The 22,235-nt window shown below is 68.4% G+C and carries 22 protein-coding genes and 3 pseudogenes; 16 read left to right on the forward strand and 9 right to left on the reverse strand.

What is annotated here, in order from left to right:
- The first annotated feature begins 98 nt into the window (after positions 1–98).
- From HBK84_RS12105 to HBK84_RS12115, 3 genes are all read left to right on the forward strand, one after another.
- A complete protein-coding gene (locus HBK84_RS12105; protein ID WP_144932855.1) occupies positions 99–2,318 on the forward strand; it encodes a catalase in 2,220 nt (739 codons plus the stop codon).
- A 132-nt stretch (positions 2,319–2,450) separates the two neighbouring features.
- Positions 2,451–3,548 (forward strand): iron-containing redox enzyme family protein, encoded by a 1,098-nt coding sequence (locus tag HBK84_RS12110; protein WP_082943158.1) that lies wholly within the window; start codon positions 2,451–2,453, stop codon positions 3,546–3,548.
- Entirely contained in the window at positions 3,545–3,856 is a 312-nt protein-coding gene (locus HBK84_RS12115; protein ID WP_370520548.1) for a CDGSH iron-sulfur domain-containing protein, read from the forward strand. Before HBK84_RS12110 ends, HBK84_RS12115 begins: the two co-directional genes overlap by 4 nt.
- A gap of 73 nt (positions 3,857–3,929) precedes the next feature.
- Here the strand turns inward: HBK84_RS12115 and HBK84_RS12120 are convergent, their stop codons facing one another.
- A complete protein-coding gene (locus HBK84_RS12120) occupies positions 3,930–4,097 on the reverse strand; it encodes a hypothetical protein (protein ID WP_167319024.1) in 168 nt (55 codons plus the stop codon).
- Positions 4,098–4,317: 220 nt separating this feature from the next.
- Between HBK84_RS12120 and HBK84_RS12125 the strand changes: the two genes are divergently transcribed.
- Complete coding sequence (locus HBK84_RS12125) at positions 4,318–5,235, forward strand: sulfite exporter TauE/SafE family protein (protein WP_035965671.1); 918 nt, start codon at positions 4,318–4,320, stop codon at positions 5,233–5,235.
- Between the two features lie 159 nt (positions 5,236–5,394).
- On the opposite strand, the gene HBK84_RS12130 is transcribed toward HBK84_RS12125, so the two are convergent.
- Positions 5,395–5,817, reverse strand: a complete 423-nt coding sequence (locus HBK84_RS12130; protein WP_035965673.1) for an organic hydroperoxide resistance protein — start codon at positions 5,815–5,817, stop codon at positions 5,395–5,397.
- 285 nt (positions 5,818–6,102) lie between these two features.
- Here HBK84_RS12130 and HBK84_RS12135 point away from each other — a divergent pair, with 285 nt between their 5' ends.
- The 8 genes and pseudogenes from HBK84_RS12135 (at position 6,103) to HBK84_RS12165 (ending at position 10,284) form a co-directional block, all read left to right on the forward strand.
- The gene (locus HBK84_RS12135) at positions 6,103–6,519 is read left to right on the forward strand and encodes a sulfite exporter TauE/SafE family protein (RefSeq protein WP_167319025.1); all 417 of its coding nucleotides are present in this window, start codon (positions 6,103–6,105) and stop codon (positions 6,517–6,519) included.
- Between the two features lie 54 nt (positions 6,520–6,573).
- Positions 6,574–6,783, forward strand: coding sequence for a hypothetical protein (locus tag HBK84_RS12140; RefSeq protein WP_035965675.1), 210 nt, complete (start codon positions 6,574–6,576; stop codon positions 6,781–6,783).
- A gap of 67 nt (positions 6,784–6,850) precedes the next feature.
- Positions 6,851–7,201, forward strand: a complete 351-nt coding sequence (locus tag HBK84_RS12965) for a rhodanese-like domain-containing protein (protein ID WP_239321951.1) — start codon at positions 6,851–6,853, stop codon at positions 7,199–7,201.
- Positions 7,138–7,278 (forward strand): annotated as a pseudogene (locus HBK84_RS12970) (sulfurtransferase); the annotation flags it as partial. The gene HBK84_RS12965 and the pseudogene HBK84_RS12970, both read left to right, overlap by 64 nt.
- Positions 7,279–7,448: 170 nt before the next feature.
- Positions 7,449–8,414: pseudogene (locus tag HBK84_RS12150) on the forward strand (AMP-binding protein); the annotation flags it as partial.
- An 83-nt stretch (positions 8,415–8,497) separates the two neighbouring features.
- Positions 8,498–8,929, forward strand: a complete 432-nt coding sequence (locus HBK84_RS12155; RefSeq protein WP_167319026.1) for a helix-turn-helix domain-containing protein — start codon at positions 8,498–8,500, stop codon at positions 8,927–8,929.
- Between the two features lie 81 nt (positions 8,930–9,010).
- Positions 9,011–9,586 (forward strand): PIN domain-containing protein, encoded by a 576-nt coding sequence (locus tag HBK84_RS12160; RefSeq protein WP_167319027.1) that lies wholly within the window; start codon positions 9,011–9,013, stop codon positions 9,584–9,586.
- A 14-nt stretch (positions 9,587–9,600) separates the two neighbouring features.
- The gene (locus HBK84_RS12165) at positions 9,601–10,284 is read left to right on the forward strand and encodes a GNAT family N-acetyltransferase (protein ID WP_144997669.1); all 684 of its coding nucleotides are present in this window, start codon (positions 9,601–9,603) and stop codon (positions 10,282–10,284) included.
- A 103-nt stretch (positions 10,285–10,387) separates the two neighbouring features.
- Here the strand turns inward: HBK84_RS12165 and HBK84_RS12170 are convergent, their stop codons facing one another.
- Both HBK84_RS12170 and HBK84_RS12175 read right to left on the reverse strand, forming a co-directional pair.
- On the reverse strand, positions 10,388–11,152 hold the full coding sequence (locus HBK84_RS12170) for an SDR family oxidoreductase (protein ID WP_167319028.1): 765 nt from the start codon (positions 11,150–11,152) through the stop codon (positions 10,388–10,390).
- Positions 11,153–11,183: 31 nt separating this feature from the next.
- The gene (locus HBK84_RS12175; RefSeq protein WP_167319029.1) at positions 11,184–12,509 is read right to left on the reverse strand and encodes a deoxyribodipyrimidine photo-lyase; all 1,326 of its coding nucleotides are present in this window, start codon (positions 12,507–12,509) and stop codon (positions 11,184–11,186) included.
- 486 nt (positions 12,510–12,995) lie between these two features.
- Here HBK84_RS12175 and HBK84_RS12180 point away from each other — a divergent pair, with 486 nt between their 5' ends.
- Positions 12,996–14,129, forward strand: a complete 1,134-nt coding sequence (locus HBK84_RS12180) for a 3,4-dioxygenase subunit beta (RefSeq protein WP_240919009.1) — start codon at positions 12,996–12,998, stop codon at positions 14,127–14,129.
- A gap of 159 nt (positions 14,130–14,288) precedes the next feature.
- Here the strand turns inward: HBK84_RS12180 and HBK84_RS12975 are convergent, their stop codons facing one another.
- A complete protein-coding gene (locus tag HBK84_RS12975; RefSeq protein ID WP_240919010.1) occupies positions 14,289–14,486 on the reverse strand; it encodes a hypothetical protein in 198 nt (65 codons plus the stop codon).
- Positions 14,487–14,912: 426 nt separating this feature from the next.
- Here HBK84_RS12975 and HBK84_RS12190 point away from each other — a divergent pair, with 426 nt between their 5' ends.
- The gene (locus HBK84_RS12190; protein WP_167319222.1) at positions 14,913–15,344 is read left to right on the forward strand and encodes a MarR family winged helix-turn-helix transcriptional regulator; all 432 of its coding nucleotides are present in this window, start codon (positions 14,913–14,915) and stop codon (positions 15,342–15,344) included.
- A gap of 47 nt (positions 15,345–15,391) precedes the next feature.
- Here HBK84_RS12190 and HBK84_RS12195 read toward each other — a convergent pair whose 3' ends face one another.
- The gene (locus tag HBK84_RS12195) at positions 15,392–17,149 is read right to left on the reverse strand and encodes an oleate hydratase (protein ID WP_167319030.1); all 1,758 of its coding nucleotides are present in this window, start codon (positions 17,147–17,149) and stop codon (positions 15,392–15,394) included.
- 90 nt (positions 17,150–17,239) lie between these two features.
- On the opposite strand from HBK84_RS12195, the gene HBK84_RS12200 reads away from it, so the two are divergent.
- Entirely contained in the window at positions 17,240–17,986 is a 747-nt protein-coding gene (locus tag HBK84_RS12200) for a TetR/AcrR family transcriptional regulator (protein ID WP_240919011.1), read from the forward strand.
- A 254-nt stretch (positions 17,987–18,240) separates the two neighbouring features.
- Here the strand turns inward: HBK84_RS12200 and HBK84_RS12205 are convergent.
- Positions 18,241–19,509 (reverse strand): annotated as a pseudogene (locus HBK84_RS12205) (amino acid permease).
- Positions 19,502–20,317, reverse strand: a complete 816-nt coding sequence (locus tag HBK84_RS12210) for an arginase family protein (protein ID WP_240919012.1) — start codon at positions 20,315–20,317, stop codon at positions 19,502–19,504. Before HBK84_RS12210 ends, HBK84_RS12205 begins: the two are co-directional and overlap by 8 nt.
- Between HBK84_RS12210 and HBK84_RS12215 the strand changes: the two genes are divergently transcribed.
- Positions 20,226–20,432 carry an IclR family transcriptional regulator C-terminal domain-containing protein gene (locus HBK84_RS12215; protein WP_240919013.1) on the forward strand — a complete coding sequence of 69 codons (207 nt, stop codon included), beginning with the start codon at positions 20,226–20,228 and terminating at the stop codon, positions 20,430–20,432. The genes HBK84_RS12210 and HBK84_RS12215 overlap by 92 nt on opposite strands.
- Before the next feature lie 521 nt (positions 20,433–20,953).
- Here the strand turns inward: HBK84_RS12215 and HBK84_RS12220 are convergent.
- Positions 20,954–21,835 carry a manganese catalase family protein gene (locus HBK84_RS12220; RefSeq protein ID WP_085106889.1) on the reverse strand — a complete coding sequence of 294 codons (882 nt, stop codon included), beginning with the start codon at positions 21,833–21,835 and terminating at the stop codon, positions 20,954–20,956.
- Positions 21,836–22,235: the final 400 nt, after the last annotated feature.

Genomic DNA, 22,235 nt, shown 5'->3' on the forward strand with positions numbered 1-22,235 from the left:
CTACAGGTGTATGCCCACCCCCAAGGGTGCTGACAGTATGGGAGAACCACGTCGCACTCCATGACCGCGGCGTGCGTCAGCTTCGTAGGAGGATCGTCATGTCCGCACGCGATAACAGCGCCCCCCAGGTCCCGGGAGTTCCCGGGACCGGTGAGCCGACCATCGAGGAGCCCACCGCTCCCCGTCAGCCGCTTCCGCCCAAGCCCGATCAGGGTGCCCCCGAGCGGGTCACACCCACGGGTGCGCCCACCGATGCCCCGATGTCCGCGATGGCCCAGCAGGGTGAGTACCTCACCACCGCGCACGGCGCGCGCCTAACGAACTCCGACCAGTCCCTCAAGGCCGGGGCCCGCGGTCCCGTGCTGCTGCAGGACCACCACTTCCGGGAGAAGATCTCCCACTTCGACCACGAGCGCATCCCGGAGCGCGTGGTGCACGCCCGCGGCGCGGGTGCCCACGGCACGTTCCGCGGCTACGGCTCGGCCACCAAGCTCAGCCGCGCGGGCTTGTTTGCCAAGGACAAGGAAACCTCGGTGTTCGTGCGGTTCTCCACCGTGCTGGGCTCCCGCGGTTCGGGCGATCTGGCCCGTGACACCCGCGGTTTCGCCGTTAAGTTCTACACGGACGAGGGCACCTGGGACCTCGTGGGCAACAACATGCCGGTGTTCTTCATCCAGGACGCCATCAAGTTCCCGGACGTCATCCACGCCGGTAAGCCCCACCCGGATCGCGAGATCCCCCAGGCCCAGTCCGCCCACGACACGTTCTGGGACTTCGTGTCCCTGCACACCGAGGCCCAGCACCACACCATCTGGAACATGTCCGACCGCGGCATCCCGCGCTCGTTCCGCATGATGGAGGGCTTCGGCGTCCACACGTTCCGTCTGGTGGCCGAGGACGGCTCCACCGTGCTGGTCAAGTTCCACTGGAAGCCGCGCCTGGGCGTGCACTCCGTGGCGTGGGAAGAGGCCCAGCTGATCAACGGTGCGGACCCGGATTTCCACCGCCGGGACCTCGCGGACGCCATCGAGGCCGGCGCGTACCCGCAATGGGAACTGGGCGTCCAGGTGTTCGAGGACACCGAGGACCAAATGTTCCAGGGCATCGACTTGCTGGACCCCACCAAGATCGTCCCGGAGGAACTCGTCCCCGTGGAGCCCGTGGGTCTGATGACCCTGGACCGCAACCCCTCCAACTACTTCGCGGAGACGGAGCAGGTGGCGTTCAACCCCAACAACCTGGTCCCGGGCATCGACGTGACCAACGACCCCTTGCTGCAGGGGCGTCTGTTCTCCTACCTGGACACCCAGATCACCCGCCTGGGCGGGCCCAACTGGAACCAGCTGCCCATCAACCGCCCGCACGCGGCGGTCAACGACATGCTGCGTGACGGTTTCCACCAGAGTGCGGTGCACTCGGGTGTGGCCCCCTACCGGCCCAACTCGCTGGACGGCGGCAACCCGGCGGAGACTCCCGAGGACGAGCACGCGTTCATCGACTACCCGGCCCCGGTCCCCGCGTCCGTCAAGGAGCGCGTGCGGCCCCAGTCCTTCGAGGACCACTTCAGCCAGCCACGCCTGTTCTGGCTCTCGCTGAGCGAGGTGGAGCGCGAGCACACCGCGCAGGCCTACGCGTTCGAGCTCGGCAAGTGCTGGGACGAGAACATCCGCACCCGTCAGCTGCGCCACCTGTTCGCGATCGACCCCGCGCTGGGCAAGACCGTGGCCCAGGCGCTGGGGCTGCCCGAGCAGGAGCCCACCGAGGCTCCCGCCCAGGACGTCCAGGCCTCCCCGGCCCTCACCCAGGTGGGCGAGACGTGGCCCGTCGAAGGCCGCCAGGTGGGCATTCTCGTGGGTCCGGACACGGACGCCGACCAGCTCGCCACGCTCGTCTCCGAGATCGACGGCGCGGATATGGTCCCGCTCGTCATCGCACCCCAGGGAGGTGAGGTGGCCCCGGGCATCGTGGCGCACCGCACCCTGCTCACGGCACGGTCCATCGAGTTCGACGCCGTGGTGGTCGCCACCGCCGGCGCTCCTGTGAACCCCGTGGCCGGTGGCCTGGACGCGAAGGCCGGTGCACCCAGCCCGGGTGACATCGACCCCCGCGTGAGCCTGCTGCTCAACGAGATGTGGCGCCACGCCAAGGCGATCGCCGCGTTCGGCCCCGGCACGGACGTGCTGGACGCCCTGCAGATCGCCCAGACGCCCGGCGTCGTGAGCGCGGACTCCGCCAAGGACGTGCTGAGCACCGTGGTGGAACTGCTCGGCAGCCACCGGGTCTGGGAACGTTTCCCGACCACGGGTATGTTGGCCTAATGAATAGGAAGTAGTCGTACTATTTCCGCCGATTGCCCGCGGACCGCTCCACCGCGGTCCGCGGGCAATCCCCGCCTTCAGAGACACCCCACCCGCGCCGAGCACCCACTTTCCCGAGCGGAGAACACCATCATGACGACCGTCCCCACCCGAACCGTGGCCCCGACCGCTCGCGGACCCGTGAGCACGGCCCTCCTGGAGATCCTGACCGGCCCGGAGGAGACCCCGGCAAGCGGGTACGCGGCGCTGTCCGAAGCGACGGCCACCGCGGTTAACGCGTCGCAGGACGTCCTCGCGGACGAGGACCTGCAGCTGTCCCTGTTCCTGCTCTACCTGTTGCACTACGGGCCCGCGGAATTCGTGACCGCGGACCGCGAGTGGGATCCCGAGCTGCTGCGCGTGCGCACAGTGCTCGAGGCCGGTTTCGAGGCCGAGCTGCGCCGTCGCGTGCCCCTCCCCGATCCCCTGCCCGGCGACTCCGCGCAGCTCGTGGACACGATGTTCGCGATGACCGGCGGGGACGCCAAGCCCACCCTGGCCACGTGGCTCGCCCGGCACCCGAGCGAGGAGATCCTGAGCGAGTTCCTGGTCCACCGCTCCATCTACACGCTGCGCGAGGCGGACCCCCACTCGTGGGGCATCGCCCGGTTGCGGGGCCGCGCGAAGGCGGCGCTCGTGGAGATCCAGTCGGACGAGTACGGCGGGGGCCGTCCCGAGCGCGTGCACGCCACGATCTTCGCGCAGACCATGCGAGGTTTCGGCCTGGACGACACCCTGGACCACTACCTGGACCTCGTGCCCGCCCCCACGCTCGCGTCCATGAACCTCATGAGCCTGTTCGGACTGCACCGCCGGTTGCGCGGGGCCATCGCGGGTCACCTCGCGGCGTTCGAGATGACGTCCTCGATCCCCAACAAGTACTACGGCCGAGCGTTCCGCAAGCTCGGTTACGACGCGGACGTCACCTGGTACTACGACGAGCACGTGGAGGCCGACGCCGTTCACGAACAGATCGCCGCGCGTGACCTCGCCGGGGCGCTCGCCCAGGACGAGCCCGAGCTGCTCGAGGACGTCCTGTTCGGCGCGGCCGCGTGCCTGTACGTGGACGGGCTCATGGGTGATCACATGCTCGAGTGCTGGTCAGACGGGCGGACCTCCCTGCGCGGGAGCATGCCGGGACTGCAGACCGTGGGTTCCGAGGCCCCGGTCGCCGAGCGGGTGGCCCTGTGAGCGAGCAGGATCCACGCACCACGGACGACGGGAGCCCCGTCCTCTCGGTGGCGCACGACGCCGAGGATCCCGTGGTGATCACCCCGTGCCCGGACGGGCCGCTCTTGGTGCGCGGTGACGTGCTGATCGCCCCGGAACCGGGGGCCGAGCCGCAGAAGCCGCCGCGGCGCGTCGTCGCCCTGTGCCGGTGCAACATGTCGTCGATCGCGCCGTTCTGCGACGGTTCGCATAAGCTCGCGAACTTCCGCACCCGCCCGCTGCGGTACAACATCGGCAACCCCCGCGAGGATCCCGGCGAGGAGGACTGAGCCGGACATCGGAGACCTGAATACGCGATCGGCCCGTGGCATGTGCCACGGGCCGATCGCGTAGTGGTTCAGGTCAGTTCTCGGTGGCGGGCTCGTCGCCCTTGTTGTCCGTCATGGCGCCCACGCCCTCGTCGGCGGGTTCGGCGTCCGTCTGGGTCTCCTGACCTAGGGCCGCACTCTCTTCCTGGGGGCTCATCTTGATGGATTCCTCGCCCGCGTTGGCGGGATTTTTCTCTGCCACGTGCTGTCCTTTCGTTGGACGTCTCGGTCGGCGGAATCGCTGACCCTCCCATCCTCGTCAGCGTACTGACGATTGACAAGGGAAGACGTCCCCCGGCCGATGTCAAGCGGATGTCATCGCACTACACGTTGTGACGCACGGCGCAACATTCCTTGGGTGAGCGCCCGCCCGGTTCCTAGGCTGAGTGACCTCACCCCTTCCACTGCACAGGAGTCGCACCGTGCGTACATTGATCTTGCTCGCCCTGGTGGGTTTCGGGGCGCAACTCGTGGACGGTTCGCTCGGTATGGCCTACGGCGTGACCTCATCCACCCTGCTGTTGGCCGTGGGCCTGACCCCCGCCTCGGTGTCCGCGACAGTGCACCTCGCGGAGGTGGGCACCACCCTGGCCTCCGGGCTCTCGCACTGGCGCTTCGGCAACATCGATTGGCGCGTCGTAGGCTTCATGGCGGTTCCCGGCGGGATCGCCGCGTTCGCGGGCGCCCATCTGCTGACCCTCTCCGGGGAGGCCGCCGCACCGGTGATGTCCGTGATCCTGTTGCTGCTGGGCTGCTACGTGGTGTGGCGGTTCTTGCGGCTCGGCGGGCGGCGCCCGAACTTCACGGGCAAGGTGCGCGGATTCTTCCTGATCCCCCTGGCCACGGTCGCGGGCTTCATGGACGCGATCGGCGGCGGTGGGTGGGGCCCCGTGGGCACCCCCACCCTGCTGGCCTCCGGCAAAATCGCCCCGCGCAAGGTCATCGGATCCATCGACACGTCCGAGTTCGTGGTCAGTCTGGGTGCCTCCATCGGGTTCCTGATGGCACTCGGCAGCCAGGGCGTCGACTTCGGCATGGTCCTGGCTCTACTGATCGGCGGTGTGGTGGCCGCGCCGATCGCCGCGTGGCTCGTGCGTTGGCTCGCCCCGCGCATCCTCGCCGTCGGCGCCGGCGGACTCATCATCTTCACGAACACGCGTACCCTGTTGCGCCTGGACGCCGTGCAGGCGCGCCTCCCCGGCGACGCCGCGTACTACGCGATCCTCGGCGCGCTCGCCCTGCTGTGGATCGTCGCGGTCGTCTGGGTCGTGCGCCGCGAACTCGCCGACCGCCGCTCCGCGACCCTGCGCACCGAGGTGCGCGTCCCCGAGAGCGTCTGAGGGCGACGTCGCGCCGAGGGGACGTGACATCCCCCTCGGCGCCGTGGGGCTCGTGGCCCCCGCCCGTGCGTCACGGCACGGCCCCGTCAGGGCCTCAGTGGGCCGCAGAACGCCGGGGACGTGCCGTGCGCTCTCATCGGGCGCGGTGCGACGCGCTCGTCAATCCTCCACGACGGTCACGGTGACCTCGATGTTGCCGCGCGTGGCGTTGGAATAGGGGCAGACCTGGTGCGCGGCGTCCGCGAGTTCCTGGGCCGCGTCGTGCTCGAGTTCGGGGATGATCACTTCCAACTGCACGGCCAGGGTGAACCCGCCTGCGCCGTTGTCGCCGATCTGCACGCGGGCCCCCACGGCGGAATCACCGAGCGAGACCTTCTGCTGGCGGGCGACCATCTGCAAGGCGGAGTGGAAGCAGGCCGCGTACCCGGCGGCGAAAAGCTGCTCGGGATTGGCGCCGTTCCCGGATCCCCCCATCTCCTTCGGCACGGCCAGGTCGAACTGCAGCGACCCGTCCTTGGTGGCGACGCTGCCGTTGCGGCCCGCGCCCTGGGCAAGCGCTTCCGCGGTGTACATAGCCTTCATGATGATTCCTCGTCCTTTCCGTGGCCGGTGAGCCCCGGCCCTGAACGCCGGGTGGTACGACCGCAATCGATGGTAGGTCGCGGTATTTAGATTGTCCACAATCTAGACGTTCACTTTTCATGCGGGACGGGCCGGTGAGGGCCACCCGGAATCCCCCTCCCCTGCACCCCACCGCGTGATCCGCACACGGTTCTCCCTCGCTCCAAAATTACCCCCGGGAGTATGTGCTACAGCGAGTGCGGCTTGCTTCGGCGCGCACCCCAGGACCGTCATCATCCCGCAGGAGTGATCGCGCTCATCGTCGTCATCGCAGGGCTGCTGGTGGGGCTCGTCATGGGCGCGCTGGGCGGCGGCGGGGCCATCATGACCGTGCCGCTGCTCACCTTCGCCCTGGGACTCCCCCCGACCCACGCAACGGTGGGTTCCCTGGTGGTCGTGATCTCGGGTGCGATTTCGGGCCTGGTCTCGCATCTCCGGCGCCGCCACGTCCGCCCTGGGATCGGCGTGGTCTTCGGCGCCCTGGGCACAGGGGGTGCGGTGCTCGCTGCCAACGTGTCCGGCCTGATGGACGACGCCGTGCTGCTCACGCTGTTCTCCGCGCTGGTCGTGGTCGTGGCCGCGGCCATGATCGTGAAGAACACGCGGCGACGCTCGTCCCGCCCGTCCTCGAACCACGACGGCCCCGAGAACCGTCTCGTATGATCCGACCCGCGCTCATGGCTACCGCTCATCCTCACCGCCCTCGTCAACAGTCTCGTGACCCTGTCGCTGCACACGAGCGTCCTACCCCACCTGGAGTGGGAGGCCGTGGGGCCGTTCGCGGGCGCCGCCGTGGTGGGCCCAGCACTCGGCGCCCGCGTGGGCCACCGGATCAACACGCGCCTGCTGTCGTTGGACTTCGCCGGCCTGCTGGTGCTCACGGAGTGTTACACCGCCCTGCAAAGCGTGCCCCGGCTCCTGGGCTGACCCTGTGACACCCCGCACCCGAGCCGGGCACCGTCCCGTCCGAGAACCACTCGAGAAGGAGAACACCATGTCCTCACCCGCCACCGTTTCCGCCTCCGAACTCCAGGACCCCCATGAGGGTGCACCGCTGTTCCTGGACGTCAGGGCCCCCGTGGAGTTCGGCATCAGTCACATTCCGGGCTCCGTCAACGCCCCCCTGGCTCTCACCGAGAAGCACACCCGGCAGATCGGGCAGCTACTACCCCGCGACACCGTGGTGATCTGCCGCTCCGGAGCCCGCTCAACGCGCGCCGCGGAGCTGTTGGCCTCGGCGGGTATGACGAGCGCAACCGTCCTGACCGGCGGGATCGACGCATGGCGCGACGCCGGACGCACGGTGCGCACCGGTGCTGGGATCTGGAACGCCAGGTCCGACTGACCGCCGGGTCCCTGGTACTCGCAGGGCTTCTGACGAGCACCGTGGCGCCGCGTGCCACATGGTTCTCCGGCGCCGTCGGCGCGGGGCTGGTCTTCGCCGCCGTGAGCAACACCTGCGCCATGGGCCAGCTGCTCTCGGCCCTGCCGCACAACCAGCGCGACCACGTCCACCTGGCGGACGTCACGCGTCGGCTCGCCTGAGACGCGACACCGCAGCGCCGCCGAGAACGTTCTCTCGGCGGCACTGCACGGAGAAGGACCGCATCGTGGTGGTGCCGCCGCTGTATCACTGCTTCGGGATGGTGATCGGCAACCTCGCGGCCACGTCCCACGGCAGCGCGATCATCCTGTCGGGGCCGGGGCTCGACCCGCGGGCCGCGCTTCGCGCCGTCTCTCAGGAGAAGGCCACAAGCCTGTACGGGGTGCCCACCATGTTCATCGCCGAGCTCGAGCTGCCGGACTTCGGGGACTACGACCTGTCCTCGCCGTGCAGCGGCGTGATGGCCGGTTCCCCGTGCCCCATGGAGGTCATGCGCAAGGTGATCGACAAGATGCACATGAGCGAGGTCGCGATCTGCTACGGCATGACGGAGACCTCGCCGGTGAGCTTCCAAACGCGCGCGGACGACTCGTTGGACCGCTGCGTGGAGACCGTGGGCCGGGTGCACCCGCCCGTGAAGGTCAGGACCGTGGATCCCTCCACAGGTGAGACCGTGCCGCGCGGCACGGCCGGGGAGTTCCACCCCCGCGGCTACTCGGTCGTGAAGGGCTACTGGGGTCAGGAGGAGAAGACCCGCGAGACCGTCGACTCCGACGGCTGGTTGCACACCGGGGACATCGCCGTCATGGATCAGGACGGGTACGCGCAGATCACCGGCCGCATCAAGGAGATGGTGATCCGGGGCGGGGAGAACATCTACCCGCGCGAGGTCGAGGAGTTCCTCTACACCCACCCGGACATCGTGGACGCCCAGGTGATCGGTGTACCGAGCAAGAAGTACGGGGAGGAGCTCATGGTGTGGATCCGGGCGCGTCAGGGCGCGGCCCCCATCACGACGGAATCCATCGCGCAGTTCTCGCAGGGGAAGATCTCCCACCACAAGATCCCGCGCTATGTGCACGTGGTGGAGGAGTTGCCCATGACCGTCACGGGCAAGGTCCGCAAGGTGGAGATGCGTGAGGAGGCGCTCAAGCTGCTGGATCTGGAGCGCTGAACCCGCAGGTTATTTCACTTATATGTGAATGAGTGTTACGGTATAACTAAATACTTACGAGCACGGCGCGAAAGGAGACGCCAATGACCACCATGACTGAGCGGATCACGATCTCGGCCCAGACCGTGCGCGCGGCGCAGGCCCCCGCGCGTCAGGGTTCAACCTTGGTTCTGCGCGATGCAAACGGCGGGGAGGTGGAACTCCCGGACGAGGTCCAGAGGACACTCCTCCATGCACTCACGGCCATTGCCGAGCACGGTTCGGTCAGCATTGCTCAAATGCCCGACGAGCTGACAAGTACGGTGGCCGCGGACATCCTGGGGGTCTCTCGCCCCACCCTTCTCCGTTGGACCCGCGAGGGGCTGATCGAATCCTTCAAGGTCGGATCACATACGCGCTTCCGTCGTTCCGATGTCCTCCGATTGCGGGAACAGCGGGAAACGGAACGTCGCGACGCCTTCGAGAAACTGCGGGCACTCGACGCGGCAGACAATTTCGAGTTTTTCGAGGACTGAGATCATGCGTTCGTGAGCGACACGGGGGGGCACCCCTGTTTTCAACCGGGGTGCCCCCCGTGATGTCATTAGATTGGGACCATGACGCAAAGAGTTTTCGTCGATGCCAACGTCCTCTTCAGCAAGACCCTGATGGATTGGCTCTTCTTGTTGCGCCTTGAAAACCCCGCGATGTTCCAGGTCCACAGCACGGAGGACGTCTTCGCGGAGGTCATCGCGAACATGCGTAAGAAATGCCCTACAGCTCCGGGACATAGAACCGCCCAGCGGGCGCAGCTGATACGCAAGAACATGGATGAGGTCCTGCAGGGCTTCCTGTCCGATCTCGATTTCACCGGTACGGATCGCCACGATTACCACGTCCACGCGGGGGCCGTTTTCGGAGGCGCAGACATCATCCTCACATGCAACGATCCCAATGACATCACGACAACACCCGAGACAGAACCGTATGAGGTCATCCATCCAGACGATTTCTTTTTGCTGGTTACTGATTCGAATCCGGCCTGCGTAGCTCCCATTGCGCGCAATCAAATAAAGTATTGGAGTGGCAAGTCCAACCACCTGCAGTTGGACCAGGCGCTCCTCAAAGCTGGGTGTCCCCGATTTGCTTTCCGAATCCGAGAGGCCTTAGCCCACATTGCTCAGCTACCCTGAGGACGCTTCCTGACATGCTCACGTTGGAGGAGATCTTCCCGCCCTACGGGCTGCGCATCACCTGCAGGAACGTGGAACTGCGTGTGCTCCGGGACGAGGACTTCCCGGAGCTCGTAGAACTCGTCCAGAACGGCATCTCGGTCTCCGGCCTCCCCATGCCTTTCCCGCGCGCGTGGCACGAGGAACCGTACGCCCCCGGGACACCAGACGGTTTCCCGGCGACGTCACTGTCCTGGTGGTGGACGCAACGGTCAACGTTCGCGCCGGATCGCTGGAACCTGGCGCTGACCGTCCGCTGTGACGGCGAGCTCGTCGGCGTGCAGGACGTGATGGCCCAGGACTTCCCCCTCACCCGCTGGGTCACCACGGGATCGTGGTTCGGCCGAGCACACCAAGGCAGGGGTCTCGGGACGCTCATGCGCCAAATGGCAGTCGGCTTCGCATTCGATGAGCTGGACGCGCTCACGTGCGAGTCCGCGTACGTCGTAAGCAATCACGCCTCGGCGGCGGTCAGCCGGAAGACCGGTTACGTGGACAACGGCCGGGTCCGCGGGGTGCAGCACACCCGGGAGGGGACGGTCGGGATGGAGGAGCAGCGCGTCGTCGTCACGCCCGACACCTACGTGCGGCCCGGGGAGCCGGTGACCTACGAGGGCACGCAGGCGCTGCGCCGCTTCTTCGGGATCGAAGGCGACTGACCTCCAGCACACTAGAGGCCCCCGCACCATGCTCTGACGACGGCGAGATAGCGGTCCTCGCGACATCGATCCGTCACACGACGGGCCGCTGCGGTGCCGCCTCTCAGTGCTCCGTCCGCAACCACTCGTCGAAGCGCTGCGAGGTGACGAACGCGTCCTGTGGGATCAGGCCACCGTGGGCGATCGCCCGGCCGAGCAGCGGCGCTTCCTTCAGCACACTGGGCGTGCGGCCCGCGAGGTCACCGCCGGCCGCGAGGATGCGGCGCGCGAAGTTCGCCATGGTGTCCACCTCCGGGCCGCGCACCGCGAGGATCTCGTGACGTGCCTCGCGATGGGTGGTGGCGACCTCGGTGACGAACCGTGCGACCTCCTCGCGCCGCGCGGGCGCCATGAGAAGGGTGGGCACCAGGGCCACCGGGCCGCGGGCGACCAGGCCGGTGGTTGCGGGAATGAAATCGAACCACTGGGTCGAGCGCACCGTGGTGGAGGGGATCCCCGCCTGCTGGTACACGCTTTCCTGCGCGGCCTTGCCCTTGTAGTAGCCGAAACCGCCGTTGACCCGCGGATCCACGGCACCCGCGATGGACAGGCACACGATCCGGCCCACGCCCTGCTCACGCGCCGCCTTAACGGTCTGGGACGCGGCCCGCGTGAAGAACGGGACGGACTTGCGGGCACCGAACGTATTGATGTGCAAAGCGTCAACGACCACGTCCACACCCGCCAAGGCCTGCAACAACCCCCGACCGGCCACGACGTCCACCCCCGTGCGGCGGCTCGCCCGCACCACGATGTGGCCGTCGGCCTCGAGGAGGTCGGCGACGTCGGACCCGAAACTCCCGCTGGCACCCAGCACGGCGATCTTCATGGGGCCAGCGTAGGCGCGGAGCGTGCGAGGTTCACAGGGTCTTGAACAGCTCCAGGGCGTGGGCGCGGGAAGCCTTGAGGTCCACGATGGATTCCACGCCCTCCTGCCGCCCGTTCCAGCGGTCCACGTACACGAAGTCCGGGTCGAACTTCTTCTGCTGGGTCTCTGGGTTGAAGATCCGGAAGTAGGGCGCGGCGTCGGTCCCGGAACCGGCCACCCACTGCCAGTTGTGAGGGTTCGAGGCGGGGTCCGCATCCACGAGAGTGTTCCAGAACCACTGCTCCCCCAGCCGCCAGTCGATCAGCAGGTTCTTGGCCAATAGAGACGCGGTCACCATGCGCACCCGGTTCTGCATGGTCCCGGTCTCCCATAGTTCGTGCATGCCCGCGTCCACCAGGGGGATCCCCGTGCGCCCGCGCTGCCACGCGGCGAGCGCGTCGTCGTCCAGGGGAGGCCATGGGAAGCGCTCGAATTTGGGGTTGATGGGGCGGGTGGCCATGTCCGGGTGGATGTAGAGGTTGTACCAGGCGTACTCCCGCCATCCCAGTTCGGTGAGGAACTTCCCCGGGTTCTCCGCGCCGGACAGCGCCCTGTACCACACGGTGTGCGGGCTGATCTCCCCCCAGCGCAGGTGCGGAGACAGGCCCGACGTCGCCGGTTTTGCCGGGACGTCCCGGTGCTGCGTATAGGTGGGCAGGCGCTCGTCGAGGAAGTCGTCGAGGCGATCGTGGGCCGCGCACTCGCCCACGGTCCACGTGCGGGCCAGCCCTGCCGACCAGTCCGGCGCGGTAGGTAGGAGCCCCCAGTCCTCGAGGGCGTCGGAGGCAGGGGTGAGCTCGGCGGGCACCACGGACGACGGCGCCGGATACGGTTCACGCGGCGGCGGCCCGCTCGTGCACGCGCGCCAGAACGGGGTGAACACCCGGTAGGGGTCACCGGCCTGCGTGGTGATGGCCCACGGTTCGAACATCAGGTTCCCGGCGTAGGAGTGCGCCTCCACCCCGTTCTCCCCGGCCCAGTCCTTGAGCCCGGCGTCCACCGCGCGCTCGGGCCCGCCGTAGCGCCGGTTCCACAGCACACGGTCCGCACCGGTTTCGCGGACGACGTCGCGCACGACCTCCCCCGCCGCCCCTCGCCGCAGTGTCAGGGGCGTCCCCAGGACGGCGAGATCCGCCGCCAGCGACGTGAGGGAGTGATGCAGCCACCACTTCGCTGCACCCCCGAGGGGCCGGATGCCCGGGGATTCCTCGTCCAGCACGTAGAGGCACACCACAGGCTCACCGTGGGACACCGCCTCGTGCAGGGCGGGGTGGTCGGTGACCCGCAGGTCGTCGCGGAACAGCACCACGGTGGTCATGCGAACTCCTCGATGGGACGTGCGTGGGACGTGCCGGATTTCAGGCCGGTCAAGGGACACCTGTCAGCCTGGCACATCCACCGGTGAGAAGGGACCGGGCACCGGCCTGTGTGGCATCGGCGCCGTGCGCAACACGTCTGACTCCCTCGCACCCCGCGGCGCCGTGTGGCTGATCGTGGCACTGGCCGCGCCGGCCCTGGGGCTGCTGCGCACCACGATCGCCCTGAGCGTCGGGCCTACGGCAACAGCCCGCCGTAGCGCCGGTCCCACGGCACGCGGTCCGCACCGGTTTTGCGGACGACGTCACGCACGGCCTCCCCGGCCGTCCGGCACTGCGCGGGGCCCGGAGCCTGCTCCCCGTCAATCCACAGCCCCGGCACAAGCACACCCCACGCGCAGCACAGGCCGGTCGGACCGTGGATCCAGCCCGGCTCCGTAGCGTCGGGGTTTCGACGCGCCACTGAGCGCCTTCCGAAGGAGCATGTAATGAACCCGATCCGTCGACGCCGCGGCATCCGCACCTACCCGGCCACCTCCGAGACCTGCGCCATGCAGTCGCAGAGCACCGACCGCGACCACGCGGGCCGCCACCACCCCGGGCACCGCGACACCGGCGGCCCTGACACCGGCCACCCCCGCGATGAGGGTCACGACGCCTCCGGTGCCCTCTCCGCACCCGCAGCCGGCACGTTCGAGGGACGGGTCCTGGACCGTCCCCACGAGGACGTGGAGGACCAGGGCCTCGCTTTCGACCTCGGAACGCTGATCGACCGCCGCCGCGCGCTCGGCATCTTCGGGGCCGGCGCGAGCGTCTTCGCACTGGCGGCGTGCACGGGTACCACGACGTCGAGCTCGTCCAGTTCCGCCTCCGCGACGGCATCGGCGTCCGAGACCGCGAGCGCCACGCCATCGCCCTCCAAGACCTACGACGAGGAGATGCCGCAGGAGACCGCTGGGCCCTACCCCGGTGACGGCTCCAACGGTGCGGACGCGCTGGACGTCTCCGGGGTGGAGCGCAGCAACATCACCGCGAGCATCGACGGCGGCGCCGCGGTGGACGGCGTAGCCATGACCCTGACGATGAACATCGTGGACATGGTCAAGGACAACGGTCCCATGACGGGCGCGGCCGTGTACGTGTGGCACTGCGACCCGGACGGCAACTACTCCATGTACTCGGAGGGCGTGGAGGACGAGACGTACCTGCGCGGCGTCCAGGTGGTGGGCAAGGACGGCACCGTGACGTTCACGTCCGTGGTGCCCGGCTGCTACGCGGGACGCTGGCCGCATATCCACTTCGAGGTCTTCCCGGACATCGGCTCGATCACGGACGCCACCAACGCGGTGCTGACCTCGCAGATCGCGCTGTCGGAGGAGATGGCCAACACGGTCTACAAGGACTCCCGCTACCCGGACTCCGCCACGAACATGTCCCAGGTCACCCTGGAGACGGACAACGTCTTCTCGGACGGGGTGGACATGCAGATGCCGAAGGTCTCGGGCAGCGTGGCCAAGGGGTACACGGTGACGATCGACGTCCCCATCGACACGAGCACCGAGCCCACGGCCGCCGCAGCACCGGGCGGCGCGGGCGGTCCCGGCGGCGTCCCGGGCCAGTAATTCCGTCGAACGAGTGATCCCGCAGGTCCCGCCGCGGACGACCCCGCCGCACCGCCGGTTCCCCGGCACCCGTGCGCCGGGGCGCGGGGCCGTGTGGAGCGGCGTCGTCCACGGGTCAGGCGTCGCCGCCCGGGCGTGGGAGCCTGCCGGGGCGGGGACTCAGGGCAGCAGCCCGTAGACGATCCCGCTCACGGCCACGATGCCGGCCACGGTGACGAACACGTTGGAGATCTTCCCGCGGTAGGGCTCCAGCCCGGGGAGCCTGCGGATGGCGTACATGGGCATGAGGTAGAGGATCACGGCGATCATGGGCCCGGCCAGGGACTCGATGAGCGAGAGGATGCTCGGGGTGGCCACGGCCGCGATCCAACCCGTGAGGAAGATGAACGCCGCCGCGGAGGCCCGCTCGCACGGGAGCCGTACTCGTGTTTCATGGCCACGGAGAACTGGGAGATGGCCGGGGAGTGGTTGAGCGCGAAGACGAGCACCGGGATGACCAGCCACTGGGTGATGATCAGCATGATCCGCTGACCGGTGAGCATGACCGCCATCATCGGTGCCACCAGAAGACCGGAGCAGCCAGCGCGGCGGTGGCTGCGGTCACCGAGGATCCTCCGGCCGGTGTGGACGTACGGTCGTGGTCACGCTCCGGCACCGGGGTCTCCGTGCTGTTGGGGGAAGGGCAGAGCGGAAGGATGCGAACACCCTGTGAACGGGGCCATAGCCATACCCGACGTGTCCTCGTTGTTCCACAACCCCGCCGTGGGGGGCGCCTCCCGTACCATGGTGGGCATGGATCCCGAGTTCCGCCTGGACACGCAGCTGTGCTTCGCGCTGTACACCGCCTCGCGCAAGGTGACCAGCGCGTACCGTGAACCTCTCAAGGCCATCGGGCTGACTTACCCGCAGTACCTGGTGATGCTCGTGCTATGGGAGCAGGACCACCGCTCGGTCCGCCAGCTGGGCGAGACCCTCGCCCTGGACAGCGGCACCCTCTCCCCGCTGCTGCGCCGCGTGGAGGCGGCGGGCTTCGTGACCCGCCGCCGCAGCGAGCAGGACGAACGCTCGGTGGTCATCTCTCTCACGGACGCCGGGCGTGCCCTGCAGGAACCGGCCGCGGGGATGCAGCGCGAGCTGCTGGACGAGCTGGACATGTCCCCCAGGGACACGAAGACCCTGCACATGCTGGCCCAGAATCTGTGCCACGTACTGTGACGGCTTTCGGGTGCACCCGTGCAGGGTCGCTCAGCCCGCGCTGAGGATCACAGCACGCCGTACTCCTCGAGAAGCTCTCCCACCTCGCCGTTCTCCAGACGACGACGCAGCCGCTTGCGCAGCGGTTCCGGCCCGGGGACCCGGACCTTCTCGCCGTCCCGCAGCCGGGTGAGGCCCTCGAGCAGCACCCGCACGTCGTAGGTGCTGCCCCACGTCTCGGGAACTCCGCGCTCCACGCCCATGAGCTGGTACACGGCCTCCATGCCGGTGCGCACCGAGTACTCGGTGGTGAAGATGCAGTCGCGGCCGGTCTCGGCGAACTGGCCGATGAACGCGAAGTTGCGGGCACCCTCGGGCACCACCCGGGGGCGGTCCCCCGCCTGGCGGGGCATGAAGAAGCTGGTCACGTACGGCATCATCACGGGAACCGTCTTGGCACCGGTGGCCGCGAGCTCCGGGATCTCCTCCACGGGAACGCCCATGTGGTAGAGCCACTCCTGGGTGATCTCCTCGCCCGTGCACTCGGCCATGGTCTTCTTCACGAAGTCACCGGGAGTGTCCACGAACAGCGAGTAGACCCACACCACCACCTGGTCCTTCGGCTGCTTCTTGAAGTGCGGCTGGCGGTTCACGGTCCAGCTGAGCAGCCATGAGGAGTCCTCCGCCGTGACGATCCCGCCCGTGACCACCCGGCCACTGAACGGGTCCCGCTGCGCGATCTTGCGGATGTACTCGGGGATCCGCTCGTCCAAGGTGGTGACGGTGGCGGACTCCCACTTGGTCTCGTCGATCGATGAGCAGAACACCTCGGGGCGCCCGAACGACGGGTCCTTGGCGGCGATCCGCTTCCACAGGTCCCAGGCCGAGGCGGGGCCGCGGTCTAGCGTGGCGGCCGTGGCGTGGTCGCCGTCGTTCGAGTTGTCCACGAGGGATCCGATGGTGGTGAACACGAGGTCGTGCTCACCCAGTTCCTGGGTCTCAGTGGAGCCCTCGCGCACCCAGTGGATCGCGGTGGCACGGATCTCGCCGTTGCGGTGGGCGAAGTCGATGTCGCGGACATCGGTGTCGTACTGGAAGGTGACACCGCGCTCGGTGAGGTAGGAGATCAGGGGCAGCACGAAGGACTCGTACTGGTTGTACTTGGTGAACTTCAGCGCGGAGAAGTCCGGCAGCCCGCCGATGTGGTGCACGAAGCGGTGAAGGTAGAGCTTGAACTCCAGCGCGGAGTGCCACTCCTCGAACGCGAACATGGTGCGCCAGTACATCCAGAACGGGGAAGCCAGGAACTCCTTGCTCATGACTTCCTGGATCTGCTTGCCCTCCATCTCCTCACGCGTGGCCAGGAAGATGTGCAGGAGGTCCTTCTGGGCGCGCTGCGGGAGGTCGAACTTGCCCTCGTGGCCCGCGTCCTGGCCCTGCTTCACGGTGGCGCGGCGCAGGGAGTAGTTGGGGTCGTCCCGGTTGAGCCACGCGAACTCGTCCAGCACGGACGCGTCCTCGATCTCCAGGGACGGCACGGAGCGCATCATGTCCCACAGGCACTCCATGTGGTTCTCGAGCTCACGGCCGCCACGGATCACGAACCCCTTCTCGGGGACGTCCAACCCATCCAGGGCACCGCCGGGCAGCCGGCCCTTCTCCACCACAGTCACGTTCTCGCCGGGCACGCCGGCGTCCCGGACCAAGAACACTGCCGCCGCGAGTCCGGCGAGACCGGATCCCACGATCCACGCGCGGGTGTCCTGTGCGTGCTCCGCCGGGCGGGGCCGCATGAAGGCCTCGTAGTTGCCTGCTGTGAACTGCATGTCGTTCCTCCTTCCGTAGGGGGCGTCACCTTGGCGCTCCCTACGTTCATAATTGAGCATACTCAATTTTGAGTACAATACAATTATCTGGTGGACAAGATTCAGAACCCGACGCCCCGCCGCAGAGCACGCCCCCTGGAACACGTGGCCGCCCGCGTGAGCCCGCGCGGCCCCGGGCGCCGCGAGATCGCCAAGGCGCAGAAACGCGCCCGCATCCTGGCCGCCGCCCGCTCGCTCATGAGCGAGAAGGGCTACGCGCAGATGTCCATGAGCGAGGTCGCCTCTCGCGCGGACGTGGCCGTGGGCACCGTGTTCCAGTACGCCGCCACCAAGGCGGAGCTGCTGATGATGGTCACCGAGAACATCTGGGCGGACCACATCAACGACACCCTGGACGCCACCCCCGACCCCGGCCACCGCTCCCCCGCTGCGGTGGTGGACGCCATCATGGACTCACTCGCCCCGGTCTTCGACATGGCCGTGCACTGGCCAGAGACCACCGTGTGGATCGCGCGGGAGATTCTCTTCGGCGAGGACCTCCCCCACCGCCGCGAGGTGCTGGTGCTGGTGGAGAGGCTCGAGATCCACATCGCGCGGATGCTCGCGGGCTGCCGCTCCGCCGCGCACGCCGGCACTACGCCTCTGGATGTGGGCGCACGGATGATCGTGACCAGTGGGCTCGCAGAGCTCAACCGCGCCCGCCAGGGCCGCGCCGAGCTGCGCCTGGTGCTCGAGCGAATGCGGGAGATCGTCGCCCTCGTGGCCGCGGGCGTGGGCACCGCGCACGCACCCGCGCACGATGCCGCTGCCCCCGCCTCCCCGGAGTCCGCCCGGTAGCCCGCCGGGGCGCGACGCCGCCGTGCCCCGGGTGGCCTGCTCAGGGAGCACGGAGCGGCGCCAGCGCGCCACGGGCAGGCGCTGGAGCGGACGGCGGCCGCGCCCCGTTCAGCAGGCTGCACGGCCCCGCGAGGACGAACCCGTGACCCGGCGCGGCGCGTGACGGGGCGCGCGGACCCGGCCGTGCGGCGTCGTCGTCCGGGCACGGGAGAGCCCCGGCTCGCGGACGGGCCGGGGCTCTCAGCAGGCGGGGATCAGCTGCGGGGCAGGGTGATCAGCGCGGTGTGGTCGTCCAGGTCGGGGCGGTTGCGGCCGCCGCCCTTGACGAACAGCAGGTAGCCCACACCCAGGAGCACGAGCCACACGACGCCCACGATCAGTGCCACTCGGGTGTCCGGGAACCAGCCGAGCAGCACGATCACGAACAGGATGCCGACGGTCGCGGCCCACGAGGCCACGGGCCAGAACGGGACCTCGAACGCGGACTCGGGGCGGTTCTTGCGCTCGATCTCGCGGCACATGGCGATGTGCGAGAGCAGGATCATGAGCCACACCTACACGGTGGCGAACGTGGCGATCGAGGCGATCACCAGGAACACGTCCTCGGGGATCACCACGTTGAGGATGGATGCCGCCGCGGGAATACCCAGGGCGGAGAAGATCTGCACGAACGGGCTGGCCTCGCCGGTGATCTCGGTCCACGGGACCAGGGACATCAGCACCACCATGGTGCCCACGTAGAACAGCAGGATGCGGGCGGGCACGGCGTTGACGGCCTTGGGGATGGAGCGGGCCGGATCGCCGGCCTCACCCGCGGTGATGCCGATGGTCTCGATGCCGCCGAACGCGAAGACCACCACGGACAGCGCGGCCAGCAGACCACCCAGGCCGTTGGGCATGAAGCCTCCGTGGTCCACCAGGTTCTACAGCCCCACGGGCTCGCCCGGGGCGTAGGAGACGCCGAGGACCATGAGCACGATGCCGCCGCCGATCATCGCCAGGATGGCACCCACCTTGATGATGGTCAGCCAGAACTCCATCGCGCCGAAGATCTTCACGTTGCGGGTGTTGATCGCGGCAATGAACAGGATGACGGCCGTGACCCAGATCCAGCGGGGCGTGTCCGGGAACCAGAAGCCCATGTACACGCCGAACGCGGTGACGTCCGCGATGGCCACCACGATCATCTCGAACACGAACGTCCAGCCCGTGACGAAGCCCGCGAACGGGCCCAGGTAGCGCGCCGCGTACTGGCCGAAAGAACCAGGGACGGGGTGGCGCACGGCCATCTCACCCAGGGCCCGCATGACCATGTAGACCACCGCTCCGGCGATCAGGTACGCCAGGATCACGGAGGGTCCGGCCGCCTGGATGGCGGTGGCCGAGCCGTAGAACAGCCCGGTGCCGATCGCCGAGCCCAGCGCGATGAACTGGATGTGGCGCATGTTCAGCCCGCGGGACAGCGTGGGGTGGCCCGCCCCGCCCTGCTGCGGTGCGGGCGGCGGGGATGCGGGACTACTCATGGCGCCCTCCTGTGGTGTTCCCGGCGGGGCCGGTCAGCGGGGTGCTCAGTGCGTCGTGGGCCAGGGTGGTGATGAGGCGCGCGGCGGCGCGGGCGGTGCGGCCGTCCACGTCCATCCGCGGCAGCAGCTCCACCACGTCCACGAGCACCATTTTGCCGCTGCGGGCCACGCGGTGACACACGGCCTGGATGGTCTCCAGGGGAACGCCGTATCCGGCCGGGGCGCTCACGCCGGGCGCCACGGCGGCGGGGAGGACGTCCAGGTCGATACTCAGGTGGATGGCGTCCACGCGCTCGACGAGACGGTCCACGACCTCCAGGACGGCCTCGAGGTGGCGGGGTTGGCACTGCTCGTCCGTGAGGTACTCCACGCCCAGCTCGTCCGCGGTGCGGAACAGGACGCCGGTGTTGTTGGGTTCGCTGATGCCCAGCACGGTGTAGTCGAACGTGCGGCCCGCCTGCTGGTCCGCGCGGGCCATCTGCAAGAACGGGGTGCCGGAGGACGGCTCGTCCGCCTGGCGCAGGTCGAAGTGGGCGTCCAGGTTCAGCACGCCCACGCGCTGACCCCGTAGCCGGTTGCAGCGGGTGCGGCCCAGGTAGCTGCCCCACGCAGTGTCGTGCCCGCCACCCAGGACCACCACGGGGTTGCCGGTGTCCAGGAGCTTTGCGACGCAGCTGCGGGCGGAACTCTCCCGCACCCGGGAGCGCGGCTGGGCCGTGGAGGAGGGGGATGTGACGCCGAACTTCGCGTCCGTGGCGGTGGCGGCGCACGACCACCGGGGGTTGCCGGTGGCGGGGGTGGCGCTCACGTTTCTCGCGCACAAGATCGACGACGAGCGGCGGGCGGAGCTGGTGGGGCACGTGCGACGGACGGCGGAGGCGCTGACGCGGCGGTTGCACGGGGCGGCGCCGACCAGCACCTAGTTGCCCGCTCGATCTTCGACGATCGGCCCGGTCGACGGGCCGCACCGGCGGGTCATTCCGCAGAGCGCGGGTGAGGAAAGCCAGCAGGCACGGATCGCGCAATACCGCGCCTACAGCGGCCAAAGATGCTGAACTGGGGGTTCCGCACCCCGGCGCCGGATCTTCCGTCGTTGACGGTTTCATTGCGCCCGTGGGAGCCGCGGCGAAACCGCTCGTTGCCCGGGAAGAGTGGGAAAAGAACTCCGTTGGCGCGGGGCCTGACGCCTTTCGCGGAGGTGTCGACCGACGCGGTCACTGCGGCGTCCTGGTGTGCAGGTTCGGTTGGCTGACCGAGGTATCGACGACCCGTTCACAATCCGAGCCATCCGGCCGCATGATGTCCGGCTCCACCTGCGGCAACACGACCACGACTGGTGAATGCCGACAATGCTTTCCGGTGCAGAAAAGTGCCCGCGGCGTGCCCGTGGGGCAGGCACTCGATCAGAGACCGGGTGCCTGCCCCACACCACACCGCCCCGCCGTTATTCGCGGTTGAGCTTGTCCTGGACGGAACCGGCCATCTTCTCGACCGTGTTCGGCAACTCTGTGGTGCCGTAGAAGCGGGCGTCGGGGTGCGTGACCGGGGGCATCGGCACACCGGGGTTCGGCTGCGGGCTGTAGCTGAACTCGGACTTGCCGTCCGGCGTCGGGCCGGAGGCCCACGGGCCGTCCGCCAGGTTCTCGCCGTCGGAGAACTGGAAGGTGGTGTAAGCGAACTCGGAGGCTTCCTTGTTCTGCGGGAAATTGCTCGGCGTCGGCATCTCCTCGAGTCCCGACTCCTTCAGCTCCTGCACGGCCGCCGCCCACTGGTTCTGGTGCATCGTGTCCCGGGCGAGCAGGAACGAGAGCAGGTCCCGGATTCCCGGGTCGTCGGTCATGTGGTACAGCCGGGCCACCTGGATCCGGCCCTGCATCTCCGCGTTGAGGTTGGAGGTCATGTCCGCAAGCAGGTTGCCACTGGCGGTCACGTACGAGGCGGACCACGGGTTGCCCATGCTGTCCACCGGCCGGGCACCGGCTCCGGCGACGATGCCCTGCTGGATGTCGGTGCCGCCGATCACCGCAGCGACGGCCGGGTCGTCCTGGATGGCGTCGGTCGTGATGCCCAAGGGAGCTTTTTCCAGCAGCTGGGCGACCATGGTGGCGAGCATTTCAACGTGCCCGAACTCCTCGGCCGCCGTGCTGAAGAGCAGATCGCGATATTTGCCCGGGATGTGGGCGTTCCAGGCCTGGAAGCTGTACTGCATGGCCACGGTGATCTCGCCGTATTGGCCGCCGATCACCTCCTGAAGCTTACGGGCGTAGACGGCGTCGGGTTCATTCGGCTTGGCTTGATACTGCAGAGCTTGCTGGTGGAAGAACATGGGGAGACCCCTTTGCCAATATGTGGTGCGCGTTCGGGCGACAAGAGAGGTCGTGACATCAGTCCTGGAGCAACGCGCGAAAATGACCGCTGCACGCCTCGACGCCCGTCAACAGGCTACTTACTATCCCAGCCAAAAAGATAGGGGCCCCAGCGAGTAGACCGGCAGCGCCGCGACGGCATCACGGCACGTCAGGCCTGGCCCGCGCAGACGGCACCCCGCAAGCCAGGACCATCGACCTCGTTGGCCGTGTACGCCGCAGACGGAATCATGATCGGCACTGCCCGGCTGCCGGACGGCAAGTACGCCGGCGTCACCTCCGGTCTCTGGCTGCAGGAGGGCAACAGCACGAATCGGTTTCGTGTCACCGGCCGTCGGGGTTGCTTGCCCGGCACAGTGC

It is taken from the genome of Kocuria sp. KD4 (assembly GCF_011769905.1).
In the GTDB taxonomy this organism is placed as follows: Bacteria; Actinomycetota; Actinomycetes; order Actinomycetales; family Micrococcaceae; genus Kocuria; species Kocuria marina.

What these genes read in the sequence shown, in the direction of transcription:
- HBK84_RS12105 (WP_144932855.1), top strand. Translation starts at nt 99, where the DNA reads ATGTCCGCACGCGATAACAGCGCCCCCCAGGTCCCGGGAGTTCCCGGG.
- HBK84_RS12110 (WP_082943158.1), top strand. Translation starts at nt 2,451, where the DNA reads ATGACGACCGTCCCCACCCGAACCGTGGCCCCGACCGCTCGCGGACCC.
- HBK84_RS12130 (WP_035965673.1), bottom strand. Translation starts at nt 5,817, where the DNA reads ATGAAGGCTATGTACACCGCGGAAGCGCTTGCCCAGGGCGCGGGCCGC.
- HBK84_RS12965 (WP_239321951.1), top strand. Translation starts at nt 6,851, where the DNA reads ATGTCCTCACCCGCCACCGTTTCCGCCTCCGAACTCCAGGACCCCCAT.
- HBK84_RS12155 (WP_167319026.1), top strand. Translation starts at nt 8,498, where the DNA reads ATGACCACCATGACTGAGCGGATCACGATCTCGGCCCAGACCGTGCGC.
- HBK84_RS12160 (WP_167319027.1), top strand. Translation starts at nt 9,011, where the DNA reads ATGACGCAAAGAGTTTTCGTCGATGCCAACGTCCTCTTCAGCAAGACC.
- HBK84_RS12165 (WP_144997669.1), top strand. Translation starts at nt 9,601, where the DNA reads ATGCTCACGTTGGAGGAGATCTTCCCGCCCTACGGGCTGCGCATCACC.
- HBK84_RS12170 (WP_167319028.1), bottom strand. Translation starts at nt 11,152, where the DNA reads ATGAAGATCGCCGTGCTGGGTGCCAGCGGGAGTTTCGGGTCCGACGTC.
- HBK84_RS12175 (WP_167319029.1), bottom strand. Translation starts at nt 12,509, where the DNA reads ATGACCACCGTGGTGCTGTTCCGCGACGACCTGCGGGTCACCGACCAC.
- HBK84_RS12180 (WP_240919009.1), top strand. Translation starts at nt 12,996, where the DNA reads ATGAACCCGATCCGTCGACGCCGCGGCATCCGCACCTACCCGGCCACC.
- HBK84_RS12190 (WP_167319222.1), top strand. Translation starts at nt 14,913, where the DNA reads ATGGTGGGCATGGATCCCGAGTTCCGCCTGGACACGCAGCTGTGCTTC.
- HBK84_RS12195 (WP_167319030.1), bottom strand. Translation starts at nt 17,149, where the DNA reads ATGCAGTTCACAGCAGGCAACTACGAGGCCTTCATGCGGCCCCGCCCG.
- HBK84_RS12220 (WP_085106889.1), bottom strand. Translation starts at nt 21,835, where the DNA reads ATGTTCTTCCACCAGCAAGCTCTGCAGTATCAAGCCAAGCCGAATGAA.